This window comes from Delftia sp. WSY_12 (assembly GCF_043104645.1).
Lineage (GTDB): Bacteria > Pseudomonadota > Gammaproteobacteria > Burkholderiales > Burkholderiaceae_C > Comamonas > Comamonas tsuruhatensis.
The window spans coordinates 294,904-316,812 of the sequence record NZ_JBICKW010000016.1 but is presented as its reverse complement, the minus strand read 5'-3'; the positions used below and the strand labels follow the sequence as shown (position 1 = coordinate 316,812).

At 67.0% G+C, this 21,909-nt stretch carries 20 protein-coding genes; 13 read left to right on the top strand and 7 right to left on the bottom strand.

What is annotated here, in order from left to right:
- The first annotated feature begins 14 nt into the window (after window positions 1–14).
- On the top strand, window positions 15–401 hold the full coding sequence (locus ACF8LI_RS11045) for a cupin domain-containing protein (RefSeq protein ID WP_046240279.1): 387 nt from the start codon (window positions 15–17) through the stop codon (window positions 399–401).
- A gap of 67 nt (window positions 402–468) precedes the next feature.
- Here ACF8LI_RS11045 and ACF8LI_RS11040 read toward each other — a convergent pair whose 3' ends face one another.
- The 4 genes from ACF8LI_RS11040 to ACF8LI_RS11025 all read right to left on the bottom strand — a co-directional run bounded on the left by ACF8LI_RS11040 (window position 469) and on the right by ACF8LI_RS11025 (window position 5,518).
- Window positions 469–1,263, bottom strand: coding sequence for an ABC transporter ATP-binding protein (locus ACF8LI_RS11040; protein WP_016446316.1), 795 nt, complete (start codon window positions 1,261–1,263; stop codon window positions 469–471).
- 169 nt (window positions 1,264–1,432) lie between these two features.
- Entirely contained in the window at window positions 1,433–2,317 is an 885-nt protein-coding gene (locus ACF8LI_RS11035) for an ABC transporter permease (RefSeq protein WP_034366175.1), read from the bottom strand.
- 124 nt (window positions 2,318–2,441) lie between these two features.
- Window positions 2,442–3,413: an ABC transporter substrate-binding protein gene (locus ACF8LI_RS11030; RefSeq protein WP_392412672.1), complete on the bottom strand. Its 972-nt coding sequence runs from the start codon at window positions 3,411–3,413 to the stop codon at window positions 2,442–2,444.
- Between the two features lie 404 nt (window positions 3,414–3,817).
- The gene (locus ACF8LI_RS11025; protein WP_016446313.1) at window positions 3,818–5,518 is read right to left on the bottom strand and encodes an electron transfer flavoprotein-ubiquinone oxidoreductase; all 1,701 of its coding nucleotides are present in this window, start codon (window positions 5,516–5,518) and stop codon (window positions 3,818–3,820) included.
- A gap of 217 nt (window positions 5,519–5,735) precedes the next feature.
- Between ACF8LI_RS11025 and ACF8LI_RS11020 the strand changes: the two genes are divergently transcribed.
- Complete coding sequence (locus ACF8LI_RS11020; protein WP_312841471.1) at window positions 5,736–6,155, top strand: thioesterase family protein; 420 nt, start codon at window positions 5,736–5,738, stop codon at window positions 6,153–6,155.
- Between the two features lie 148 nt (window positions 6,156–6,303).
- Window positions 6,304–6,885 (top strand): GDSL-type esterase/lipase family protein, encoded by a 582-nt coding sequence (locus ACF8LI_RS11015; RefSeq protein WP_312841470.1) that lies wholly within the window; start codon window positions 6,304–6,306, stop codon window positions 6,883–6,885.
- Window positions 6,886–6,921: 36 nt separating this feature from the next.
- On the opposite strand, the gene ACF8LI_RS11010 is transcribed toward ACF8LI_RS11015, so the two are convergent.
- The 3 genes from ACF8LI_RS11010 to ACF8LI_RS11000 form a co-directional block, all read right to left on the bottom strand.
- Window positions 6,922–7,974 carry a methionine synthase gene (locus ACF8LI_RS11010; RefSeq protein WP_343740126.1) on the bottom strand — a complete coding sequence of 351 codons (1,053 nt, stop codon included), beginning with the start codon at window positions 7,972–7,974 and terminating at the stop codon, window positions 6,922–6,924.
- Window positions 7,975–8,079: 105 nt separating this feature from the next.
- Window positions 8,080–9,063, bottom strand: coding sequence for a DUF1852 domain-containing protein (locus ACF8LI_RS11005; RefSeq protein ID WP_016451520.1), 984 nt, complete (start codon window positions 9,061–9,063; stop codon window positions 8,080–8,082).
- A gap of 208 nt (window positions 9,064–9,271) precedes the next feature.
- Window positions 9,272–10,288, bottom strand: coding sequence for a LacI family DNA-binding transcriptional regulator (locus ACF8LI_RS11000; protein ID WP_392412668.1), 1,017 nt, complete (start codon window positions 10,286–10,288; stop codon window positions 9,272–9,274).
- Window positions 10,289–10,398: 110 nt separating this feature from the next.
- On the opposite strand from ACF8LI_RS11000, the gene ACF8LI_RS10995 reads away from it, so the two are divergent.
- The 10 genes from ACF8LI_RS10995 (at window position 10,399) to ACF8LI_RS10950 (ending at window position 21,903) form a co-directional block, all read left to right on the top strand.
- On the top strand, window positions 10,399–11,430 hold the full coding sequence (locus tag ACF8LI_RS10995) for a Gfo/Idh/MocA family protein (protein ID WP_392412666.1): 1,032 nt from the start codon (window positions 10,399–10,401) through the stop codon (window positions 11,428–11,430).
- Window positions 11,427–13,022 carry an acyl CoA:acetate/3-ketoacid CoA transferase gene (locus ACF8LI_RS10990; protein WP_392412664.1) on the top strand — a complete coding sequence of 532 codons (1,596 nt, stop codon included), beginning with the start codon at window positions 11,427–11,429 and terminating at the stop codon, window positions 13,020–13,022. The genes ACF8LI_RS10995 and ACF8LI_RS10990 overlap by 4 nt, the downstream gene beginning before the upstream one ends.
- Entirely contained in the window at window positions 13,015–13,794 is a 780-nt protein-coding gene (locus ACF8LI_RS10985; RefSeq protein ID WP_392412662.1) for an enoyl-CoA hydratase/isomerase family protein, read from the top strand. Before ACF8LI_RS10990 ends, ACF8LI_RS10985 begins: the two co-directional genes overlap by 8 nt.
- A gap of 83 nt (window positions 13,795–13,877) precedes the next feature.
- Window positions 13,878–15,437: an aldehyde dehydrogenase family protein gene (locus ACF8LI_RS10980; protein WP_392412660.1), complete on the top strand. Its 1,560-nt coding sequence runs from the start codon at window positions 13,878–13,880 to the stop codon at window positions 15,435–15,437.
- Window positions 15,434–16,681: an ABC transporter substrate-binding protein gene (locus ACF8LI_RS10975; RefSeq protein ID WP_277849859.1), complete on the top strand. Its 1,248-nt coding sequence runs from the start codon at window positions 15,434–15,436 to the stop codon at window positions 16,679–16,681. The genes ACF8LI_RS10980 and ACF8LI_RS10975 overlap by 4 nt, the downstream gene beginning before the upstream one ends.
- A 14-nt stretch (window positions 16,682–16,695) precedes the next feature.
- Complete coding sequence (locus ACF8LI_RS10970) at window positions 16,696–17,568, top strand: carbohydrate ABC transporter permease (RefSeq protein ID WP_016446303.1); 873 nt, start codon at window positions 16,696–16,698, stop codon at window positions 17,566–17,568.
- Window positions 17,561–18,445, top strand: a complete 885-nt coding sequence (locus ACF8LI_RS10965) for a carbohydrate ABC transporter permease (protein WP_392407504.1) — start codon at window positions 17,561–17,563, stop codon at window positions 18,443–18,445. The genes ACF8LI_RS10970 and ACF8LI_RS10965 overlap by 8 nt, the downstream gene beginning before the upstream one ends.
- A gap of 28 nt (window positions 18,446–18,473) precedes the next feature.
- Window positions 18,474–19,589, top strand: a complete 1,116-nt coding sequence (locus ACF8LI_RS10960) for an ABC transporter ATP-binding protein (RefSeq protein ID WP_392412658.1) — start codon at window positions 18,474–18,476, stop codon at window positions 19,587–19,589.
- Complete coding sequence (locus tag ACF8LI_RS10955) at window positions 19,586–21,121, top strand: GMC family oxidoreductase (protein ID WP_392412656.1); 1,536 nt, start codon at window positions 19,586–19,588, stop codon at window positions 21,119–21,121. Before ACF8LI_RS10960 ends, ACF8LI_RS10955 begins: the two co-directional genes overlap by 4 nt.
- A complete protein-coding gene (locus ACF8LI_RS10950) occupies window positions 21,118–21,903 on the top strand; it encodes a 3-ketoacyl-ACP reductase (RefSeq protein ID WP_016451528.1) in 786 nt (261 codons plus the stop codon). The genes ACF8LI_RS10955 and ACF8LI_RS10950 overlap by 4 nt, the downstream gene beginning before the upstream one ends.
- Window positions 21,904–21,909: the final 6 nt, after the last annotated feature.

Below are 21,909 nucleotides of genomic sequence, written 5' to 3'. Positions count from 1 at the left end.
CATAAGGTCTGCCCATGACGTTCCCCGTTGAAAACCGCCCCTGCGAGGCCATCAACTTCCCCGACAAATTCAGCCGCTTCACCGGCCAGTGGAGCCCCCGCGTCGTTGCCGAAATGAACGACTACCAGTTCAAGATCGTGCGCGTGCAGGGCGAGTTCATCTGGCACTCGCATGCCGAAACGGATGAAGCCTTCCTGGTGCTGGACGGCGAGCTGCGCATCGACTTCCGTGATGGCCATGTGCTGCTGCGCCAGGGCGAGCTCTACGTGGTCCCCAAAGGCACGGAGCACAAGCCCAGCGCCGAGCGGGAAGCCCGCCTCATGCTGATCGAGCCGCGCGGCGTGCTGAACACCGGGGAGGAAGGCGGCGAGAGGACGGCGTTGAACGACGTGTGGGTTTAGCCAGCCCGTAGCCATCCCATGAACAAAGGGCGCCGCAGCGCCCCTTGTTCCCGGAAGTGCGGAGCGCTCAGCCCAGCAGCAGCGCGTCGTCTGCCAGCTTTTCGCCGCGCACTTTCTCGAACATTTGCAGCAGGTCGGGCACGTCCATGCGGGCGCGTTCCTCGCCGCTGACGTCGAGCACCACCTGGCCCTGGTGCAGCATCACCGTGCGCTCGCCCACGTCCAGCGCCTGGCGCATGCTGTGGGTGACCATCATGGTGGTGAGCTTGGCCTCGGAGACGATGCGCGCCGTCAGCTGCAGCACGAAGTCGGCCGTGCGCGGGTCGAGCGCGGCGGTGTGCTCGTCCAGCAGCAGGATGCGCGAAGGCTGCAGCGCCGCCATCAGCAGGCTCACGGCCTGGCGCTGGCCGCCCGACAGCAGGCCGATGCGGTCGGTCAGGCGGTTTTCCAGGCCCAGGCCCAGGATGGACAGGCGTTCGCGGAAGTTGTCGCGCATCTCGGCCTTGACGGCGCGGCTCAGGCGGCGGAAGGTGCCGCGGCGCTGGGCCAGGGCCATGTTTTCCTCGATGGTCAGGTCCTCGCAGGTGCCCGCCATGGGGTCCTGGAAGACGCGGGCCACGCGCTCGGAACGTGCCCACACGGGCAGGCGCGTCATGTCCTGGCCGGCGATCTCGATGCGGCCCTTGTCCACGGACAGGTCGCCCGAGACGGCGTTCAGGAAGGTGGACTTGCCGGCGCCGTTGGAGCCGATGACGGTGACGAACTGGCCGTCGGGAATGTCCAGCGACATGCCGCGCAGCGCCCGCGTTTCGATGGGCGTGCCGGGGTTGAAGGTGATTTCGAGTTGTTGTGCGCTCAGCATGAGTGCAATCTCCGGTATTTCTTCGTTCAGTCGCTCAAGGCGTGGTGCTTGAACTGACGCGGTCCAAACTCAGGGACGCCGAGCAAGGGCCGCCCCGCAGCGATGGCGTCGTTCCCCTCCCTCGCGCAGCGAGTAGAGAGGGGGAAGCGGCATAGCCGCTCAGGGGGTGTCATTTCCTTTGCGCAAATTTGCGCTTCAGTTGGGGGATCACCAGGGCGACGGTCACCAGCAGCGCGGTGACAAGGTTCAGATCCTGGGCCTTGAGGCCGATGAAATCGCTGTTGAGGGCCGCTGCGATGAAGAAGCGGTACACGATGGCGCCCACCACCACGGCCAGCGTGGCCCAGACGATGCGGCGCGAAGGCAGGATGGACTCGCCCACGATCACGGCAGCCAGGCCGATGACGATGGTGCCGATGCCCATGGAAATGTCCGAGCCGCCCTGGGTCTGCACGAACAGCGCGCCGGCCAGGCCGACCAGGCCGTTGGAGATCGCCATGCCCAGCAGGATCATGGCGCCGGTGTTCACGCCCTGCGAGCGTGCCATGCGGGCGTTGGAGCCCGTGGCGCGGATGGCCAGGCCCCGTTCGGTGGCGAAGAACCAGTCCAGGCCCAGCTTGGCCAGCACGACGATGACGAACAGGATCACCGGGCGCATCACATAGTCGGCCACGCTGTCGGGCTGCAGCAGGGTGAACAGCGTGGTCTCGTTGATCAGCGGCACGTTGGGGCCGCCCATGATGCGCAGGTTGACCGAATACAGGCCGATCATCATCAGGATGGAGGCCAGCAGGTCCATGATCTTCAGGCGCACATTGAGCCAGCCCGTGATCAGGCCCGCGACGGCGCCAGCGGCCGTGCCGGCCAGCGTGGCCAGCCAGGGATTGGTGCCCGTGGAAATCAGGATGGCGCAGACGGCGCCGCCCAGCGGAAAGCTGCCGTCCACCGTGAGGTCGGGAAAGCGCAGCAGTCTGAACGAGATGAAGACGCCCAGCGCCACCAGGCTGAAGATCAGGCCGATCTCGACGGCACCGAGCAATGAAAAGAGGGACATAGGAAGAGCGACAGGCGCGTGGGAACGGAAAACGACTTAAAAAAAGGGCAGGGCCATGTTGCCATGGCGCCTGCCACCGTGGGCGCACTGCCCGGGTTGGTCCCGGGCAGGCAAACCCCGGGTATTACTTGATCACCTGGGCGGCCGACTTGACCAGCGCGTCGGACAGCTTGACGCCCTGCTTCTCGGCGGCGCCCGGATTCACGAACAGCTCCATCTTGGTGCTGACTTCGGTCTTGAGGTCGCCGGGCTTCTCGCCCTTGAGGATGCGCACCACCATGCGGCCGGTCTGCTCGCCCAGATCGCGGTAGTTGATGCCCAGGGCCGCCACGGCGCCGCGCTTGACGGAGTCGGTGTCCGAGGCCACCAGCGGGATCTTGGCGTCCTGGCCGACCTTGACCAGCGACTCGTAGGCCGAGACCACGTTGTTGTCGGTGTTGGTATAGATCACATCGACCTTGCCGACCAGGCTGCGCGCAGCGCTGCTGACGTCCACGGAGCGGGGAGCGGCGGCTTCCACCAGGGTCATGCCCAGCTTGGGCAGCAGGGTCTTGAGTTCCTTGACGACCACGGCGGAGTTGGCCTCGCCGGGGTTGTAGACCATGCCCACGCGCTTGGCGTTGGGCACGACCTGCTTGACCAGCTCCATCTGCTTGTCCAGGGCCAGCAGGTCGGACACGCCGGTCACGTTGTTCTTGGAAGGCTCCCAGCTGAGCACCAGCTTGGCGGCCACGGGGTCGGTCACGGCGGAGAACACCACGGGCACGGTCTTGGTGGCGGCGACCACGGCCTGGGCCGAGGGCGTGGCGATGGCGACGATGGCATCAGGCTTGTCGCCCACGAACTTGCGAGCGATCTGCGCGGCCGTGCCGGTGTTGCCCTGGGCACTCTGGTACTGCCACTTGAGGTTCTTGCCGGCTTCGTAGCCTGCTTCCTTGAGCGCGGCCTGCACGCCGTCGCGCACGGCGTCGAGTGCAGGATGCTCGACGATGGCGGTCACTGCGACCGACTTCTCGTCAGCGGCGTGGGCGCCGCCCGCAATGGCGGAAATTGCCAGGGCCAGCGCGCCCAGGGGCGCCCAAGACAAGTGCTTCATACGTGTATCTCCAACGTGCTTGTGGTTGTTCCTGTTTGCTCAGCAGAAGGCCGCACAGGACGGTCGCGGCGCTTCGCGGCAAAGTCTACTGCAGCCGCCCTGTACGCCTTGGCGTTTGGACGACCCGGTTTTCACCTATAGGTTTGTATCTAAAAATTGGCATGAAATCTGCGGGGAATGCCCTAGGTGCAACTTTTTCATGCGTCTTGGACAGGTTTGGCGATGCAGGTTTGCGTCTTCAAGGGCCTGTTTTTGGCTTTGCCGTGCATTTTTATTGCGTGCGATGGCATTTCGGATGGCCTTCTATGCTTTCTGCACCGATGTTGCTTTGACGAGGCTCAAAGAAAAAGCCTGCACAAGCAGGCTTGGGCAGGCTTCAGAGAAGGGCCGGTGTGGCGCGCGGATCACATGCCCGCGTAGTTCGGCCCTCCGCCGCCTTCGGGCGTGACCCAGACGATGTTCTGCGTGGGGTCCTTGATGTCGCAGGTCTTGCAGTGCACGCAGTTCTGGGCGTTGATCTGCAGGCGCTTGCCGCCCTGGGCCGTGTCGTCCACGAACTCGTAGACGCCGGCTGGGCAGTAGCGCTGCTCGGGGCCTGCGTACTTGGCCAGGTTGATGGCCACGGGCACCGAGGCGTCCTTGAGCGTCAGGTGGGCGGGCTGGTCTTCGGCGTGGTTGGTGTTGCTGATGAAGACGCTGGACAGGCGGTCGAAGGTCAGCTTGCCATCGGGCTTGGGGTAGTCGATGGGCTTGCACTCGGCCGCCGGCTTCAGGTAGGCGTGGTCGGGCTTGTCGCGGTGCAGCGTCCAGGGGATGTTGCCCTTGAGCACGAACTGCTCGATGCCGTTCATCAGCGTGGCCGTGGTCAGGCCCTTCTTGAACCAGGCCTTGAAGTTGCGCGACTTGTTCAGCTCTTCGTACAGCCAGCTGTTCTCGAAGGCCTGGACATAGGCGCCCAGCTCGTCGCCCTGGCGGCCCGCGACGATGGCGTCATAGGCGGCTTCGGCGGCCAGCATGCCGGTCTTGATGGCGGCATGGCTGCCCTTGATGCGGCTGACGTTCAGGAAACCTGCGTCGCAGCCCACGAGCGCGCCGCCCGGGAACACGAACTTGGGCAGGGACAGCAGGCCGCCGGCCGTGATGGCGCGCGCGCCGTAGCCCAGGCGCTTGGCCGGCTTGATGCCCTTGGACTCGTCGCCTTCCAGGTAGTAGCGGATGTTGGGATGGGTCTTCCAGCGCTGGAATTCCTCGAAGGGGCTCAGGTAGGGGTTGGCATAGTCCAGGCCCGTGATGAAGCCCAGCGTGACCTTGTTGTCGTCCAGGTGGTAGAGGAAGGCGCCGCCGTAGGTCTTGCTGTCCATGGGCCAGCCGGCCGTGTGCATCACGAAGCCGGGCTTGTGGCGTGCCGGGTCGATTTCCCACAGCTCCTTGATGCCCAGGCCGTAGCTTTGCGGGTCCTTGCCGGCGTCCAGCTGGTACTTGGCGATGATCTGCTTGCCCAGATGGCCGCGTGAGCCTTCGGCAAAGATCGTGTACTTGGCGTGCAGCTCCATGCCCAGCTGGAACTCGCCCGTGGGCTCGCCGTCCTTGCCGATGCCCATGTTGCCGGTGGCCACGCCCTTGACCGAACCGTCCTCGTTGTAGAGCACCTCGGCGGCAGCAAAGCCCGGGAAGATTTCAACGCCCAGTGCCTCGGCCTGCTCGCCCAGCCACTTGACCACGTAGCCCAGGCGAACGATGTAGTTGCCATGGTTCTGGAAACAGGCCGGCAGCAGGAAGTTGGGCGTGCGCAGGGCGGATTTCTCGCCCAGGAAGACCATGGCGTCATCGGTGACGGGCTGGGTCAGGGGCGCGCCCTTTTCCTTCCAGTCAGGGATCAGCTCGGTCAGCGCACGCGGGTCCATGATGGCGCCCGACAGGATGTGGGCACCGGGTTCCGACCCCTTTTCCAGCACGACGACGGAGACATCCTGGCCTTTTTCGGCCGCCAGCTGCTTGAGGCGGATGGCCGTGGCCAGCCCGCCGGGGCCGCCGCCGACCACCACCACGTCGTATTCCATGGCTTCGCGCGGCCCGTACTGGGCCAGGATTTCTTCGTTCGTCATCGGGGTGTCTCGCTTGGATATTGAAAAACAGGATGGTCGGCAGACCGAACGTTTGTTCGGTTGCAGCGCAAAAGCCGCAATGCGGTGGATTCTATGACGTGCTTGGACCCTGCCGTTGCTGATAGGTGACAGCGCGGGAATCCGCCCTGCTGCACAGTGACCGGGGGCTGCGGGGCATGGTGCCTTGCGGTGGCGCTACAACAAGGAGACTGCAGGCATGCGCATAGAGATTCCAGAATATAAAAAATGGGTTCACGAGATGCGATTCAAAGTGCGCTGGGGCGACATGGACGCCATGGGCCATGTCAACAACGCCATGTACTTCCGCTATCTGGAGACTGCACGCATCGACTGGATGGTTGAAGCGGGCATGGCGCCTACGCCGGGCGGGCAGGGGCCGGTCATCGTCAATGCTTTTTGCAACTTCCACCAGCAGCTGGCCTATCCCGACGAAGTACTACTCAAGATGTACGTCAGCGACCCCGGCCGCACCACCTTCGAGACCTGGGGAACCATGGAACGCGTCTCCGAACCCGGCGTGATCTGCGCGGCCGGTGGCGGCACCGTCATCTGGGTGGACTTTCCCAGGCAGAAGGCCGTCGAGCTGCCGGGCTGGGTGCGGGAGATGGTGGGATAGCGGCCCAGGCGCCCTTCAGATGATGTGCCCGGGCACTGCACGCCAGGCCGTGGCGCCCGGAGTGCCTGCGGGCGCGGGAGCCTCGCGGATCATCGGGTGAACGACACATGCCGTGTCGTCCATGCCCGCATTCCCCAGGAGGTTCGATATGGATTGGTTGCAAAAGCTGCTGTGCCGGCTGTTTGGCTATCGTTGCCCGTTGAGCATCGAGCTCAACGGCGACAGCATTCTCAACGGCTACGGCGTGGACATCACGCCGGTGCAGCGCATCCAGGCGGCACGCCCCTGGTGGACGCTGGATGACAGGTGCATCAACGGCCTGCGGTTGCAAAAACTCATGCTGACGTTTGCCGACGTGCCGCATAGCAGCCGCGTCACGGTCATCGCCCTGGGCGCCAATGACGGCTTCGGCCTGGTTCCGCCAGACGAGTACCGGGCCGACCTGCTGGAGGCCGTGCGCATCAGCCGGGAATGTGGCTCCACTCCCGTGTTCACGGGCCTGCCCGGCATGCCGCTGGGGCGCTTTCCCGTGGAATGGACGGACAACCTGGACGCCCTGAACGCGGTGATGCACGACGTCGCCACGCAACAGGGCATACCGCACGCCGGCTGGGATGCGGACTTTCGGGGTGACGAAGACCTGAACCCGGATGGCGTGCACCGCACGCAGGCGGCCAGCGACCGATTGGCGCAACTGCTGATCCAGACGATTGACGGGCTACCGCGCTGAGCCTGCAGAGCCGGGCCATTTCAAGCTGTGGGGCACTCAGGCCGTGTCTCGCAGTGCCTGATGTGGGGCCGCCGCCAACCGCTCCTTTGCCAGCCGCGTGCCTGCTGCCAGCGCTTGCAGCTTGCGCCACGCCACGTCGCGGCCCATGGGTGCGAGGCCGCAGTTCGTGCAGGGGAACAGCCGCTCCTTCGGCACGAACTCCAGCGCCCGGCCGATGGTGTCGGCCACCTCTTCGGGGGTCTCGACCACGTCGCTGGCCACGTCGATCACGCCGACCATCACGTCCTTGCCGGCCAGCAGCCTCATCAGGTCGGGCGGCACGTGGGAGTGGATGCACTCCAGGCTCACCTGGTCGATGCGGCTCCTGGCCAGCGCGGGGAACACCGTCTCGTACTGGCGCCATTCATCGCCCAGGGTGCTTTTCCAGTCCGTATTGGCCTTGATCCCGTAGCCGTAGCAGATATGCACGGCCGTCGTGCAGGTCAGGCCCTGCGCCGCACGTTCCAGCGCCTGCACGCCCCAGTCGGCGGCGTCCTTCATGTAGACGTTGAAGGCGGGCTCGTCGAACTGGATGATGTCCACGCCGTCGGCCTGCAGCGCCAGGGCCTCCTGGTTGAGCAGCTCGGCGAAGGCGAAGGCCATCTTCACCCTGTCGCCATAGAAGCGGTCCGCCACGGTGTCGACGATGGTCATGGGGCCGGGCAGCGTGAACTTCAGCTTCTTCCTGGTGTGCGCGCGTGCCAGTTGGGCCTCGAAGGCATGCACGCGGCCCTTCAGGCGCAGGGCCGACACCACCTGCGGCACCATCGCGTCGTAGCGGTTGTCGCGGATGCCCATCTTCACCTTGTTTTCGAAGTCGATGCCCTCGACCTGTTCCAGGAAGCCGTGCACGAAGTGCTGGCGCGACTGCTCGCCGTCGCACACGATGTCCAGGCCTGCGTCTTCCTGGGCCTTGATCCACAGCAGGGTTGCATCGGCCTTGGCCTGGCGAAGCGCATCGCCTTCGGCCTTCCACTGGGGCCAGAGCTTGTTGGTTTCAGCCAGCCAGGCGGGCTTGGGCAGGCTGCCGGCGATCGAGGTTTCGAACATCTGGGAATTCCTTCAAATCAAACAGGAGTATGGCGGGCGTGCTCCGGGACGGTTTTCCCCGGCCCGCCACGGATTGGGTGCCATGGCAGGCATGGCGGCGGGTGGCTACAGGGCGAAATCGGCAGCCCATTGCTCAAGCACATTCTTGTACGGCTTGATGAAGTGCTGCTCTGCAAACTTGCCCTGCTTGACAGCCAACTGGCTGCGCTCTTCCCGGTCATAGACAATCTGCGTCGACGAGTAATCGTGATTCTTCAGGCTGGGTTGATAGAGCATCCCGGCTGCAGAATTCGCGTTGTAGATTTCGGGGCGATAAATCTTCTGGAAGGTCTCCATGGTGCTGATCGTGCCGATCAGCTCGATATTCGTATAGTCGTTCAGCAGGTCGCCGTGAAAGTAGAAGGCCAGTGGCGCAACGCCATTTGGAGGCATGAAGAAGCGAACCTGCATTCCCATCTTCTCGAAATACCGGTCGGTCGAGGAGAACTCGCTCTGCCGATACTCGATGCCCAGTATGGGGTGCCGGTTTCCGGTGCGCTGGTAGGTCTTGCTGGTGGACACGCTGATACAGATGACGGGCGGCTTGTCGAAGTGCTGCCTGTAGGTGCCTGAACTGGAAAATTGCCTGAACAGCTTTCCATGCAAGTCGCCAAAATCATCGGGGGTGCCGAATTCGGAGCGGTTGGCGTTGTACTCAGCAAGCACAACGCTGAAATCGTAGTCGCGCACGTAGGAGGAGAAATTGTTCCCTGCGATGCCGTCTATGCGCTTGTGGTTCTTCTTGTCGAGGATGCTGGTCTTCAATATCTCGATCAACGGAAACGCACCAAGGCCGTTTCTGGCGCCAATTCCCATTTCGACCGAGATGATCTCGAGCTCCACCGAGTAGCGATCTCCCGTGGGATTGTCCCAGTGGGCCAGGTCGTTGAAGCGGTTGTCAATCATCCTCAGCGTGTTGCGCAGGTTCTGCTGCCGGCAATCGCCACGGGCCAGATTGGCAAAGTTGGTGGTAATTCGCGTGCTGTCCGATGGTTGATAGTCTTCATCGAAACGAATGCGCTTGAGATGGAAGCTGAGTTCTTGGTTCATTGTGATCTGCGACCTGATTCATGCCCTTGCCGAAAACTGCGGGCAAGCAATAGGTGCGGATGTTATGGACGGCAATCGATGAAGTAAAGTGGTCTTATTTCATGAAACCATGAGCCTGGTTCATCAAAAGCCGGCAGGCCAGAGCGCATCCCGCTCAGCGCGGTGGAGCCAGTCGGTATCCGGGCCAGTTCCGACCGCGCCGCGGTCTTCAGGCTGACTGGCGCAGCACCAGCTTGGGCCTGGCCAACAACTGCTGGCGGGGCTGGCCCGGATGGGCCATGCGTGCCAGCAGCAAGGTGGCAGCCTGTTCGCCAAGCTCGGCGGGGCGCACGTCCACCGTGCTCAGGGGGGGATGGGAATGCGCGGCATCGAACACGTTGTCGAAGCCCATGAGCGCGAAGTCTTTGCCTGCGCGCAGTCCGTTTTCGTCCAGGGCAGACAGTGCGCCAAAGGCCACCAGATCGTTGTAGCAGATGGCCGCCTTGATGGCTGGCTGCGCGGCCAGCAGGCTGCGCATGGCGTCATGCCCTCCCGTGCGCGTGGGGCTGGCGTAGAAAACCAGGTCTTCATCGAAAGCCAGACCCGCATCGGCAAAGGCGGCCCTGCAGCCGCTCAGGCGCTGCTCCAGCATCAGGCCGTCCATCCCTCCCAGAAAACCGATGCGGCGATGCCCGGCCGCCAGCAGGTGGCGTGTGGCCGCCATCACGCCGTGGGCGTTGTCGGCGCCTGCGAAGTCGTAGCTTCCCTCGCCCAGCGTGCGGATCATGACCACCAGGGGAATGCCCCATGACTGCAGGTCCTGCGCCAGCGAGGCCGGCGTGTCCAGCGCCGGGCACAGCGCAATGCCGGCCGCGTTGTGCTCGCGCATGGTGGTCAGCACTTTTTGCTGGCGCTCCAGGCTTTCGCTGGTGTGGGCCATGAGCGTGATGAAGCCGGCATCGGCCAGCCTGCGCTCCAGCCCCGCCAGCACCTCGGCAAAGAAGGGGTTCATCAGGTCGTTGATCACGACTCCGACCATGTTGGACGACTGGCGCCGCAGCTCTCCGGCGCGGCGGTTGTAGACGTAGCCGAGCTGCGCTGCCGCTGCACGCACGCGCTCCGATGTCTCGGCCGGAATCAGGGGGCTGCCCTTGAGCACCAGCGACACCGTTGATTTGGAGACCTGGGCCGCAGCCGCCACGTCAAGGATGGTCACGGCGCGCACGGAAGGGGGCTTGTTCATCATGGTTCGGTGTTTTCCCTGGGTCGGCGCGATTGTGCTTGATCTTCTTTTGGAACGTTCCAATAATCAATTAGAACGTTCCAATAGAAATTATCAATATAGGAAGGGAGATCATGAGCGAGGTCGGTTGGGGATTGATAGGGGCCAGCACCATTGCTGCCGATCACATGATCGGTGCCATCCGCGCGCAGCGCGGGCACACGGTGGCGGCGGTCGCCAGCCGCAGTGCAAAGCGCGCGGCGCAGTTTGCTGCCGAGCAGGGCATTGCCCGCGCCTACGACTCGGTGCCCGCCATGCTGGCCGACCCGTCAGTCCAGGTGGTCTACGTCAGCTCCGACAACGAATTGCGCCACGCCCAGGTCCTTGCTGCGGCAGCGGCCGGCAAGCATGTCCTGTGCGAGAAGCCATTGGCGCTGACCGTGCAACAGGCGCTGGACATGGTGAGGGCATGCCGGGCCGCAGGCGTGGTGCTGGGCACCAACCACCACCTGCGCAACGCGGCAACGCACCGCAGGATGCGCGAGCTGGTGCGCGATGGCGCCGTGGGCCAGCCGCTGTTTGCGCGCGTCTTCCACGCCATCGAACTGCCGCCCTCTGTGCAGGGCTGGCGGCTGGAGCGGCCCGAGGCCGGTGGCGTGATCCTCGACATCGGCGTGCATGACGTGGATGCGCTGCGCTTCATCCTGGGGGCTGAGCCGGTGGAGGCGGTGGCGCTGGAGCAGCAAGGACCGCTGTCCCGCAACGGCGTGGCGGACGGCGTGATGGCCGTGCTGCGGTTGGACAACGGCGTGCTGGCGCAACTGCATGCGGCATTCACCGTGGCGCATGCGGGAACCGGCATCGAAATCCATGGCACCTCGGGCTCGCTCATCGGGCGCGATGTGATGACGCAGCGGCCGGGCGGCGAGGTGCTGCTGCGCAATGGGGCCGGCGAGCAGGCCATTGCCGTGGAGCACCACGGTCTCTACGCGCATGGGGTGGCCGCGTTCTGCGCCGCCCTGCGCGGCGAAGGCCTGCCTGCCGCCACCGGCGAGGACGGCGTGCGCTCGCTGGCGGCGGCGGTGGCCATGGCCCAGGCCTGCAGCACGGGCCGGGCCGTGCCCATAACCAATCCCCTTGCACGGGAACGGGGGGCAGCCGCATGAGCAAGCACATCACCGCCGCACAGGCTGCAGCCTTGCTGCGCGACGGCGACATCGTCAGCGTGAGCTCGTCCAGCGGGCTGGGCTGCCCCGACAAGGTGCTGGCCGCCATTGGCGAGCGCTTCGAACGCGAGGGTGCTCCGCGCAACCTGACCACGCTGCACCCGATTGCGGCCGGCGATATGTACGGCATCAAGGGAATGGACCATCTGGCCCGGCCCGGGCTGCTGTCGCGTGTCCTGGCCGGCTCGTATCCCAGCGGCCCGTCCACGCTGCCCATGCCTGCGATCTGGCGCATGGTGGTGGACAACCAGATCCAGGCCTACAACATCCCCAGCGGCATCCTGTTCGACATGCACCGCGAGGCCGCTGCGCGGCGCCCGGGCGTGCTGACCCAGGCGGGCATGGGCACCTTTGTCGATCCCGCACAGCAGGGCTGCGCGATGAACGAGCCGGCCAGCCGCCATCCGGTAGTGCGCCTGCAGCATTTCGACGGGCGCGACTGGCTGTTCTTTCCCGCTGTGGCGCCCGACGTGACCGTCCTGCGCGCCACCACGGCCGATGAGCGCGGCAACCTGGGCTATGAGCACGAAGGCGCGCTGCTGGGTGCGCTGGAGCAGGCGATGGCCGCACGCAACAACGGTGGCATCGTCATCGCCCAGGTCAAGCGCATCGTCAGGGCCGGCCACCTGAGGCCGCACGATGTCCGCGTCCCCTGCCATCTGGTGGACCATGTGGTGGTCGATGCCGATCAGTGGCAGACCACGCAGACTGTGTATGACCCGGCCATCAGCGGGGAGGTTGCGCAACCGCTGTCCGGCTTCGAGCCCCAGGCCTGGGGGCCCGAGAAGGTGATTGTGCGCCGCGCCGCCATGGAGCTGGCGCACGGGCATGCCGCCAACCTGGGCTTTGGCATTGCGGCCAATGTGCCGCGCATCCTGCTCGAGGAGGGCCTGCATGGCGAGGTGACCTGGGTCATAGAGCAGGGCGCCGTCGGCGGCATGCCGCTGCTGGGCTTTGCCTTTGGCTGCGCGGCCAATGCCGATACCATCGTGGCCTCGCCCCAGCAGTTCACCTATTTCCAGGGCGGGGGCTTCGATGTGACGCTGCTGTCCTTCCTGCAGGTGGATGGCGATGGCAGCGTCAATGTCTCGCGGCTGGGGGCCAGTCCCTATCTGACGGCCGGCTGCGGCGGCTTTGTGGATATCACGGCCCATGCGCGGCGCATCGTCTTCTGCGGACTTTTCACGGCCGGCGCCAGGCTGCGCGTGGGAGAAGGGCGGCTGGACATCCTCGAGGAGGGCGGCACGCGCAAGTTCGTCGGCACGGCCGAGCACATCAGCTTCAGCGGCCTGGTCGGGCGCCAGCGCGGGCAGCGGGTGCGCTATGTGACCGAGCGCTGCGTCATCGACCTCGAAGACCAGGGCCTGGTCGTGCGCGAGATCGCGCCCGGCGTGGACCTGCAGCGCGATGTGCTGGAGCAGGCCGGCATGGCGCTGCAGGTGGCGCCCGACCTGCGGCGAATGGATGAGTGCCTGTTCCACGATGCGCCCTTTGGCCTGGCCCTGCAGGCCCGGGAGGTCCGCCGTGGCTGAGACCCTGGTTCAACTGGTGCGCCAGGGCCCAGTGGCCCAGGTCACGATAGACCGGCCCGCACGGCTGAACGCGCTGACCCCCTGCATGCTTGACGCACTGGAGCACATGGCGCGCGAGATCGAGGCCGATGGCGCCATCCGTGCCGTGGTGCTGACCGGCCGTGGCGACAGGGCCTTTTGCGCGGGTGCCGACATCCATGCCTGGGCCGCGCTGCAGCCGCTGGACATGTGGCGGCAGTGGGTGCGCCGCGGCCACCAGGTGTTCGACCGGTGGGCGCGGCTGCGCCAGCCCGTGATTGCGGCGCTCAACGGCCATGCGTTCGGCGGCGGGCTGGAGCTGGCCATCACCAGCGATGTGCGCATCGCCGTCGATACGGCGCAGTTCGCGCTGCCAGAGGCATCGATCGCCACCTGTCCCGGCTGGTCCGGCTCGCAGCGGCTGGTGCGGCTGATCGGCCCCGGCCACGCGAAGTACCTGGCCCTGGGCGGCGTGCGGCTGTCCGCCGATCAGGCGCTGGCCTGCGGGCTGGTGCATGAACGGGTGCCGGCCAGCGAACTGGGCCTGCGCGCTGCTGCGTTGGCCCACGACATGGCAGGCCAGGCGCCCGTGGCACTGCAGCTGACCAAGCAACTGATCAATGCCGCCGCCGGCGAAGACGCACCCGCCGCACTGGAAGCCATGGCCGCAGCCCTGGCCGCGAGCACGGCCGATGCAGCCGAAGGCCTGCTCAGCTTCAAGGAAAAGCGCGCGCCGCGCTACCTGGGCCACTGAATCTGCGCCGACCTGCCGACCTGCCGACCTGCCGATTCGCCGTCCCGCCCTTGCCCCCTGAACCACCCAAGGAGACCGCCACCATGACTGCCGCGAACCCGCCTCCAGCCCATGCACCTGCAGTGAATGCAGGGGCCATGGCCGGCCTCGTCCACAGGCCCCCGTTCCATGGCCGGCTGCTCATCGATGGCGCCTGGGCCGATGCGGCCGACGGCGCGACGCTGGAACGCCGCTCCCCGGCCCACGGCACCGTGGCCAGCATCCATGCGCGGGCCGGGCGGGCCGATGCCGCGCGTGCCATTGCCGCAGCACGCCGCGCTGCGGACCACGGGCCCTGGCCCCGCATGAGGGGGGCGCAGCGCGCCAGCGTGCTGCGTGCCGTGGCCGAATGCCTGCTGGACCGCAGGCAGGAATTGGCGCGTATGGAGACGCTGGAGACCGGCAAGCCGCTGGCCCAGTCGCTGGACGAGGTGGGCGCGGCAGCCGACCTGTGGCACTACGCCGCCGCACTGGCGCGCAACCTGCATGGCGACAGCTATGACACGCTGGGCGAGCAGACGCTGGGTGTGGTGCTGCGCGAGCCGCTGGGCGTGGTCGGCATCGTCACGCCCTGGAACTTTCCCCTGCTCATCGTCAGCCAGAAGCTGCCCTTTGCGCTGGCCGCCGGCTGCACGGCCGTGGTCAAGCCGGCCGAGGAAACATCGGCCACCACGCTGATGCTGGGCGAGATCCTCATGAACGCCGGCCTGCCGCCCGGTGCCGTCAACATCCTGCCAGGCGGCGGTGGCGCTGTCGGCGAGGTCCTGGCCGCGCACCCGGACATCGACATGCTGTCCTTCACGGGCTCCACGGAAACAGGCCGGAAGGTGGCCGCAGCATCGGCGCAGACGCTCAAGAAGCTGTCCCTGGAGCTGGGCGGCAAGAACCCCCAGATCGTCTTTGCCGACTGCGACTTCGAGGCGGCCGTCGATGCCACGGTGCTGGGCATGCACTTCAATGCCGGCCAGTGCTGCAACAGCGGCAGCCGCGTGCTGGTGCAGGCGGCCATCGCCGAACGCTTCGTGGCCGCCGTGGCCGAGCGCGCGCGGCAGGTGCGCGTGGGCGATCCGCTGGACCAGGGCGTGCAGGTGGGCGCCATCACCACGCAGCGCCAGCTGGACGCCATCCTCACCCACATCGAGGCCGCGCGCCAGGCCGGCGCCCGCGTGGTGCTGGGCGGCAGCCGCATGGCGCGCCCGGGCCTGTATGTGGAGCCCACGGTGCTGGCCGGCGTGACGCCGGACATGGCCATTGCCAGGCAGGAGGTCTTCGGGCCCGTGCTCGCGGTGCTGGTCTTCGAGGACCTGGACGATGCGATCGACCTGGCCAACGCCACGCTCTACGGCCTGTCGGCCGCCGTCTGGAGCCGTGACTTCAGCACCTGCCTGGCGGCGGCGCGGCGCATCAAGGCCGGCACGGTCTGGGTCAATACCTTCCTCGAAGGCCATGCCGAGCTGCCTTTCGGCGGCTACCGCCAAAGCGGCCTGGGCCGAGAGCTGGGCCGCCGTGCCGCCGAGGACTACACCCAGGCCAAGACCCTGCACATGCACCTGGGTGCGCGCAGCCACTGGTATCTGCCCATCCACGAAGGAGACACGGCATGAAGCGGCCACTGACTGCCATGGCGCTGGCCATGGCCCTTGCCACACCGCCGGCCGCCATGGCCGGGCAGAGCGTCGAGGTCCTGCACTGGTGGACCGCTGGCGGCGAGGCCGCCGCGCTGAACCTGCTCAAGAGCGGGCTGGAAAAGCAGGGCGTGCGCTGGAACGACATGCCCGTGGCCGGTGGCGGCGGCGAGGCGGCCATGACGGCGGTGCGCGCCCGCGTGACCTCGGGCAACCCGCCCACGGCGGTGCAGATGCTGGGCTTCGACATCCTGGACTGGGGCGGCCAGGGCGTGGTCGCCGACCTGGATGCCCTGGCCGCGCGCGAGGGCTGGGACAAGAGCGTGCCGCAGGAGGTGCAGAAATTCTCGCGCTACCAGGGCCGCTGGATCGCGGCGCCGGTCAACATCCATTCGACCAACTGGCTGTGGGCCAACCGGCAGGTGCTGGCCCAGGCGGGCGTGACGGCCGAGCCGGCGAGCTTTGACGAATTCATCGCGGCGGCGCGCAAGGTGCGCCAGGCCGGCTTCATCGCCATCGCCCATGGCGGCCAGCCCTGGCAGGAGGCCATCGTGTTCGACAGCGTGGCCCTGTCCACGGGCGGCGCCGACTACTACCGCAAGGCCTTCATCGAGCGCGATCCGGCCACCATCCGGTCGGCGACCACGCGCAAGGTATTCCAGCGCATGGCGCAGATCCGCAGCCTGGTGGACAAGGATTTTTCGGGGCGAGACTGGAACGTGGCCTCGGGCATGGTCATCGCCGGCAAGGCGGGCTTCCAGATCATGGGCGACTGGGCCAAGGGCGAGTTCCTCAACGCCGGCAAGCAGCCCGGCAAGGACTTTGCCTGCTATCGCTTCCCGGGCACCCAGGGCATGGTGGCCTTCAGTACCGACCAGTTCGTGATGTTCAGGCTGTCCGACGCGGGCAAGGCGGCCGCTCAGCGCAAGCTGGCGGCCGCCATCATGGAGCCGGCCTTTCAGTCGGCGTTCAATGTCGTCAAGGGTGCGGCGCCTGCGCGCCTGGACGTGGCGGATACGGCCTTCGACGAATGCGGCAAAAAGGCCATCCGCGACGTGGCCGAGGCCGATGGCCGGCGCAGCATGCTGGGCTCCATTGCGCTGGGCCATGCGACGGCCGCATCGGCCAAGAACGCCATCTATGACGTGGTCACGCGCCACTTCAACGGCCAGATCGACGATGCCAGGGCCGTGACCGAGCTGGCCTCGGCCCTGGCCGACTGATGGAGGACCCTGCCATGAAGGCCGGCTGGCTCCCCAGGCTGCTGCTCAGCCCCAGCGTGCTGCTCACGCTGGTGTGCGTGTACGGATGCATTCTGTTCACGGTCTATCTGTCGTTCACGGCATCGACCCTGCTGCCGCGCCATGAATGGGCCGGCACCGCTGCCTACACGCGGCTGCTGGGGCTGGAGAACTGGAAGATCTCGGCGAACAACCTCGCGGTGTTCGCCAGCCTCTACATCGCCATTGCCATGGCGCTGGGCCTGGTACTGGCCATCCTGATCGACCAGAAGATCCGCGCCGAGGCCGTGCTGCGCTCCATCTTCCTGTACCCCATGGCCCTGTCCTTCATCGTCACGGGAACGGCGTGGAAATGGCTGCTCGACCCCGGCGTGGGCCTGGAAAAATCCATGCACCTGCTGGGCTGGCAGGGTTTTGCGTTCGGCTGGATCAAGGACGGCGACATGGCCATCTACTGCGTGGTCATCGCCGCCGTGTGGCAGACCAGCGGCTTTGCCATGGCCCTGTTCCTGGCGGGCCTGCGCGGGGTGGACTCCGAGCAGATCCATGCGGCGCGGCTCGATGGCGCGCGCACCTGGCAGGTCTACTGGCGCATCATCCTGCCGCAATTGGGGCCGGTTTTCGTATCGGCCTTCGTGATCCTGGCGCACATGGCCATCAAGTCCTATGACCTGGTGATTGCGCTGACCAATGGCGGGCCCGGCCGCTCGACCTGGCTGCCCTCGGTGTTCATGTACCAGTACTCGTTCACCCGCAACGAGATGGCCGTGGGCGCGGCCAGCTCGGTGCTGATGCTGCTGGCCGTGGGCGCCATCGTCCTGCCCTATCTCTGGGGCGCCATGCGCAGCGCAGGAGGTCGCCATGACTGAGCTGCGCACACCCTGGTCCGTGACACGGCGGCTTCAGCCCTGGCGCGTGCTGCTGTATGCGGCGCTGGTCCTGCTGGCGGCGGTCTTCCTGCTGCCGGTCTATGTGATGCTGGCCAATTCCTTCAAGCCGCTCGACGAGATCCGCAGCGGCCACCTGCTGGCGCTGCCCGGCCAGTGGACGCTGGCGCCCTGGCGCAGCGCCTGGAGCACGGCGCAGATCGGCGTGCAGGCCACGGGGCTGCGGCCGTTCTTCCTCAATTCCTTCCTGGTGGCCGTGCCATCCGTGCTGCTGTCCACGGCCCTGGGCGCGCTCAACGGCTGCATCCTGACCCAGTTCCGTTTCCGGAGGGCGGACCTGCTGTTCGGCGCCATCTTGCTGTCGGTCTTCATTCCATTCCAGATCGTGCTGATCCCCATGGCCAAGATGCTGGGGGCGCTGGGCCTGGCGGGCAGCCTCAAGGGCCTGGTCTTCGTCAACACGGTGTACGGCATAGGCTTCACCACGCTGTTCTTTCGCAACTACTACGCGGCCTTCCCGGCCGAGCTGGTGCGCTCGGCGCGCATGGATGGCGCGGGGTTCTTCGGGCTGCTGTGGCGCGTGCTGCTGCCCAACAGCCTGCCCATCGTCGTGGTGGCCGCGATATGGCAGTTCACCAGCATCTGGAACGAGTTCCTGTTCGGCGCCTCGTTCAGCGATTTCAGCTCCTACCCGCTGACCGTGGCGCTGAACAACCTGGTCAACAGCAGCACCGGCGTCAAGGAATACAACGTCCACTTCGCGGGGGCGTTCATCGCGGCCTTGCCGACGCTGGCCGTGTACCTGGTGTCGGGCCGGTTCTTCGTGCGCGGGCTGATGGCCGGCGCCGTCAAAGGCTGATGCCCAGCATCTTGCAGTGAGGCATTCCATGGCATTCCTTGATCTCGACCGCATCCACAAGCGCTTCGGCGCGGCCAGCATCCTGCAGGACATCAGCATTGCCGTGCATGAGGGCGAATTCCTGGTCCTCGTCGGCCCGTCGGGCTGTGGCAAGAGCACGCTGATGAACATCATCGCGGGCCTGGAGCCGCCCAGCGGCGGCCGCCTGGCGCTGGGCGGCCGCGACATCACCCACGCGGCGCCGGCCGAGCGCGACATCTCCATGGTGTTCCAGTCCTATGCGCTGTACCCCAACATGACCGTGGCGGGCAACATCGGCTTTCCGCTGGAGATGCGCAAGGTGGACAAGTCGCGGCGCCTTGCGCGGGTGCAGGAGGTGTCCAGGCTGCTGCAGATAGAGCACCTGCTGGGGCGCAAGCCGCGCCAGCTGTCGGGCGGCCAGCGCCAGCGCGTGGCCATAGGGCGGGCGCTGGCGCGCGAGCCGCAGCTCTACCTGTTCGACGAGCCGCTGTCCAACCTCGATGCCCAGCTGCGCGTGGACATGCGCGCCGAGATCAAGAAGCTGCATCAGCGCCTGGGCGCCACCATCATCTATGTCACGCACGACCAGATCGAGGCCATGACCCTGGCCACGCGCATCGCCGTCATGAAGGGCGGGGTGCTGCAGCAGCTGGGCACGCCGCAGCAGGTCTACAACCGGCCGGCCAACACCTTTGTGGCGGGCTTCATGGGGTCGCCGCGCATGAACCTGCTGCCTGCGCGCGTGGGTGAGGGGGCGGGTGAGGGGCAGGGCGGTCCCTTCCTCGATATCGGCGGCCAGTCCCTGCCCCTGCCGCAGCCGCTGGCCACCGCGCTGCAGGGCCATGCGGGCAGCGAAGTCATTGCCGGCATACGTGCCGAGGCCGTGGGCCTGGCGCCCGAAGGCGTGCCGGCCGCCCCTGGCCAGGGCCTGGCCGAGGCCCGCGTCGAGCTGCTGGAGCCCACCGGATCGGACACGCTGGCCCTGCTGAAGCTCGGTGGCCATGCGTTCACCGCGCGGCTGCCGCCCGATGCGCCGTTGCGCGCCGGGGACAGGGCACGCCTGCTGATCGACCTGTCTCGGCTGGTCTGCTTCGATGCCGCCACCCAGGCGCTGATCGCATGACCGCCATGGCGCACAACGGGCTGGACTGCGATGTGCTCATCATCGGCTCGGGCGTGGGCGGCTCGGCCGTGGCCCTGCAACTGGCGGACAGCGGTGCGAGCGTATGGGTGCTGGAGCGCGGCCCGGTGCTGCCGCGCGAGGCGCAGAACTGGGACATCGAGGCCGTCTTCGCCGAAAGACGCTACCAGACCGACGAGGTCTGGTACGCCAGCGGGCGGGCGTTTCGGCCCGGCATGTTCTATTTCGTGGGCGGGCACACCAAGTTCTACGGCACGGCCATGCTGCGCTTTCGGCAGCGCGATTTCGAGGCGGTGGAGCATGAGGAGGGCATCTCGCCCGCCTGGCCGCTGCGCTATGCCGATCTCGAACCCTGGTATGCCCTGGCCGAGCAGCTGTTCGGCGTGCGCGGCCAGGGCGGCGCCGACCCCACGGAGCCGCCGCGTAGCACGGCCTATGCCCATCCCCCGGTGCCGCACGAGCCGCTGCTTTCGCGCATCGAGCAGCGCTTGCGTGCCCAGGGCCTGCGGCCGTTTCCCATGCCCTGCGCCATCGACCTGGGACCGGGCGGACACTGCCGGCGCTGCGCCAATTGCGACGCCGTGCCCTGCATGGTGGGGGCCAAGGGCGATGCCGAAACCTGCCTGCTGCGGCCTGCGCTGGCGCACCGCAATGTGCGGCTGCATACCGGCGTGCGCGTTCAGCGCCTGCTCACCGATGCGGGCGGGCGGCGCGTCGTCGCGGCGGAGGTGGTGGACCGCGGCGTGGCGCGCCGCATCACGGCGGGGCTGTTCGTGCTCAGTGCCGGCGCCATCAACTCGGCGGCCCTGCTGCTGCGCTCGGCCAATGCGCGGCATCCGCGCGGCCTGGCCAATGGCAGCGACGTGGTGGGCCGCCACTACATGACGCACAACACCACGGCCCTGATGGCATGGCACCCGTTCAGGCGCAACCGCACGCGCTTTCCCAAGACGCTGGCGCTGCACGACTTCTATTTCGGCGACGGCGCGGGCGGCCCGCCGCTGGGCAGCCTGCAACTGCTGGGAAAGATCCGCGAGCCCATGCTGCGTGCCGCCCTGCCGGGCACCCCGAGGTGGCTGCGCAGCGCGCTGGCCGAGCGCAGTGTGGACTGGTACGCGCAAAGCGAGGACCTGCCCCACCCCAGCAGCCGCGTCACGCTGCGCGCAGACGGAGACATCGACCTGCACTGGCACCGCACCAACCTGCGCGCCCACCAGCGTTGGGTGGCGCGCTGCGCCCAGATACTGCGCGGCACCGGCTACCCGCTGGTGCTGTCGCGCGGCTTCGGCACCGAGGTGGTGTCGCACCAGTGCGGAACGGTGCGCCTTGGGAGTGATCCGGCCACCTCGGCGCTGGACCCGCAGTGCAAGGCCTGGGAGCTGGACAACCTGTATGTGGTCGATGCGGGATTCTTCCCGTCCTCGGCCGCCGTCAACCCCGCGCTGACCGTGGCTGCCCAGGCCCTGCGCGTGGGCAGTCACCTGCGTCACCACCTTCAGGAGCTGCTGCCATGAATCCGCAATCGACGGCACGGCGCCCCGTGGCCCTGGTCACCGGCGGCAGCCAGGGCATAGGCGCCGCCATTGCGCTGCAACTGGCGCACGACGGCTTTGACGTGGCCATCACCACGCTGCAGGACGATGGTGCCAGTGACGGCGCCAGCGTCGCGCAGATCCAGGCCTGCGGCGCGCGTGCGCTGCGTGTGCGCGGCGACCTGGCCGACGTGCACGACCACGCTCGTGTGCTCGATGCGGTCTGCGCCTGGGGCGGTGTGCCGTCCTGCCTGGTCAACAACGCAGGCATGGGCTCGCCGCGCCGCGGCGATCTGCTGGACATCCGCGCCGAGGACTTCGACCGGGTGATGGCCACCAACCTGCGCGGCAGCTTCTTTTTCACGCAGGCCGTGGCGCAGCGCATGCTGGCTGCGCCTTCGGGCGCTGCGCGGTCCATCGTCACCGTGTCCTCGGTCAGCGGCGAGATGGCGTCGGTGGAGCGCGGCGAGTACTGCCTGTCCAAGGCCGGCCTGGGCATGCTGACGCGCCTGTTCGCGCTGCGCCTGGCGGCGCACGGCATTGGCGTGTTCGAGCTGCGCCCCGGCATCGTCCGCACGGCCATGACGGCGGGTGCTGCCGATCGGTACGACGGCCTGATCGCTGCGGGCCTTGTGCCCATGGGCCGCTGGGGCCGGCCCGAGGACGTGGCGCAGGCCGCCAGCGCGCTGGCCAGCGGCAGGCTGGCGTTTGCGACGGGGTCGGTGCTGCATGTGGATGGCGCGCTCTCCATCGCGCGGCTGTGAGGAGGA

What these genes read in the sequence shown, in the direction of transcription:
- ACF8LI_RS11015 (WP_312841470.1), top strand. Translation starts at nt 6,304, where the DNA reads ATGGATTGGTTGCAAAAGCTGCTGTGCCGGCTGTTTGGCTATCGTTGC.
- ACF8LI_RS10955 (WP_392412656.1), top strand. Translation starts at nt 19,586, where the DNA reads ATGACCGCCATGGCGCACAACGGGCTGGACTGCGATGTGCTCATCATC.
- ACF8LI_RS11045 (WP_046240279.1), top strand. Translation starts at nt 15, where the DNA reads ATGACGTTCCCCGTTGAAAACCGCCCCTGCGAGGCCATCAACTTCCCC.
- ACF8LI_RS10960 (WP_392412658.1), top strand. Translation starts at nt 18,474, where the DNA reads ATGGCATTCCTTGATCTCGACCGCATCCACAAGCGCTTCGGCGCGGCC.
- ACF8LI_RS10980 (WP_392412660.1), top strand. Translation starts at nt 13,878, where the DNA reads ATGACTGCCGCGAACCCGCCTCCAGCCCATGCACCTGCAGTGAATGCA.
- ACF8LI_RS10970 (WP_016446303.1), top strand. Translation starts at nt 16,696, where the DNA reads ATGAAGGCCGGCTGGCTCCCCAGGCTGCTGCTCAGCCCCAGCGTGCTG.
- ACF8LI_RS11025 (WP_016446313.1), bottom strand. Translation starts at nt 5,518, where the DNA reads ATGACGAACGAAGAAATCCTGGCCCAGTACGGGCCGCGCGAAGCCATG.
- ACF8LI_RS10975 (WP_277849859.1), top strand. Translation starts at nt 15,434, where the DNA reads ATGAAGCGGCCACTGACTGCCATGGCGCTGGCCATGGCCCTTGCCACA.
- ACF8LI_RS11030 (WP_392412672.1), bottom strand. Translation starts at nt 3,413, where the DNA reads ATGAAGCACTTGTCTTGGGCGCCCCTGGGCGCGCTGGCCCTGGCAATT.
- ACF8LI_RS10965 (WP_392407504.1), top strand. Translation starts at nt 17,561, where the DNA reads ATGACTGAGCTGCGCACACCCTGGTCCGTGACACGGCGGCTTCAGCCC.
- ACF8LI_RS11020 (WP_312841471.1), top strand. Translation starts at nt 5,736, where the DNA reads ATGCGCATAGAGATTCCAGAATATAAAAAATGGGTTCACGAGATGCGA.
- ACF8LI_RS11000 (WP_392412668.1), bottom strand. Translation starts at nt 10,288, where the DNA reads ATGATGAACAAGCCCCCTTCCGTGCGCGCCGTGACCATCCTTGACGTG.
- ACF8LI_RS11035 (WP_034366175.1), bottom strand. Translation starts at nt 2,317, where the DNA reads ATGTCCCTCTTTTCATTGCTCGGTGCCGTCGAGATCGGCCTGATCTTC.
- ACF8LI_RS10990 (WP_392412664.1), top strand. Translation starts at nt 11,427, where the DNA reads ATGAGCAAGCACATCACCGCCGCACAGGCTGCAGCCTTGCTGCGCGAC.
- ACF8LI_RS10950 (WP_016451528.1), top strand. Translation starts at nt 21,118, where the DNA reads ATGAATCCGCAATCGACGGCACGGCGCCCCGTGGCCCTGGTCACCGGC.
- ACF8LI_RS10995 (WP_392412666.1), top strand. Translation starts at nt 10,399, where the DNA reads ATGAGCGAGGTCGGTTGGGGATTGATAGGGGCCAGCACCATTGCTGCC.
- ACF8LI_RS11010 (WP_343740126.1), bottom strand. Translation starts at nt 7,974, where the DNA reads ATGTTCGAAACCTCGATCGCCGGCAGCCTGCCCAAGCCCGCCTGGCTG.
- ACF8LI_RS11005 (WP_016451520.1), bottom strand. Translation starts at nt 9,063, where the DNA reads ATGAACCAAGAACTCAGCTTCCATCTCAAGCGCATTCGTTTCGATGAA.
- ACF8LI_RS11040 (WP_016446316.1), bottom strand. Translation starts at nt 1,263, where the DNA reads ATGCTGAGCGCACAACAACTCGAAATCACCTTCAACCCCGGCACGCCC.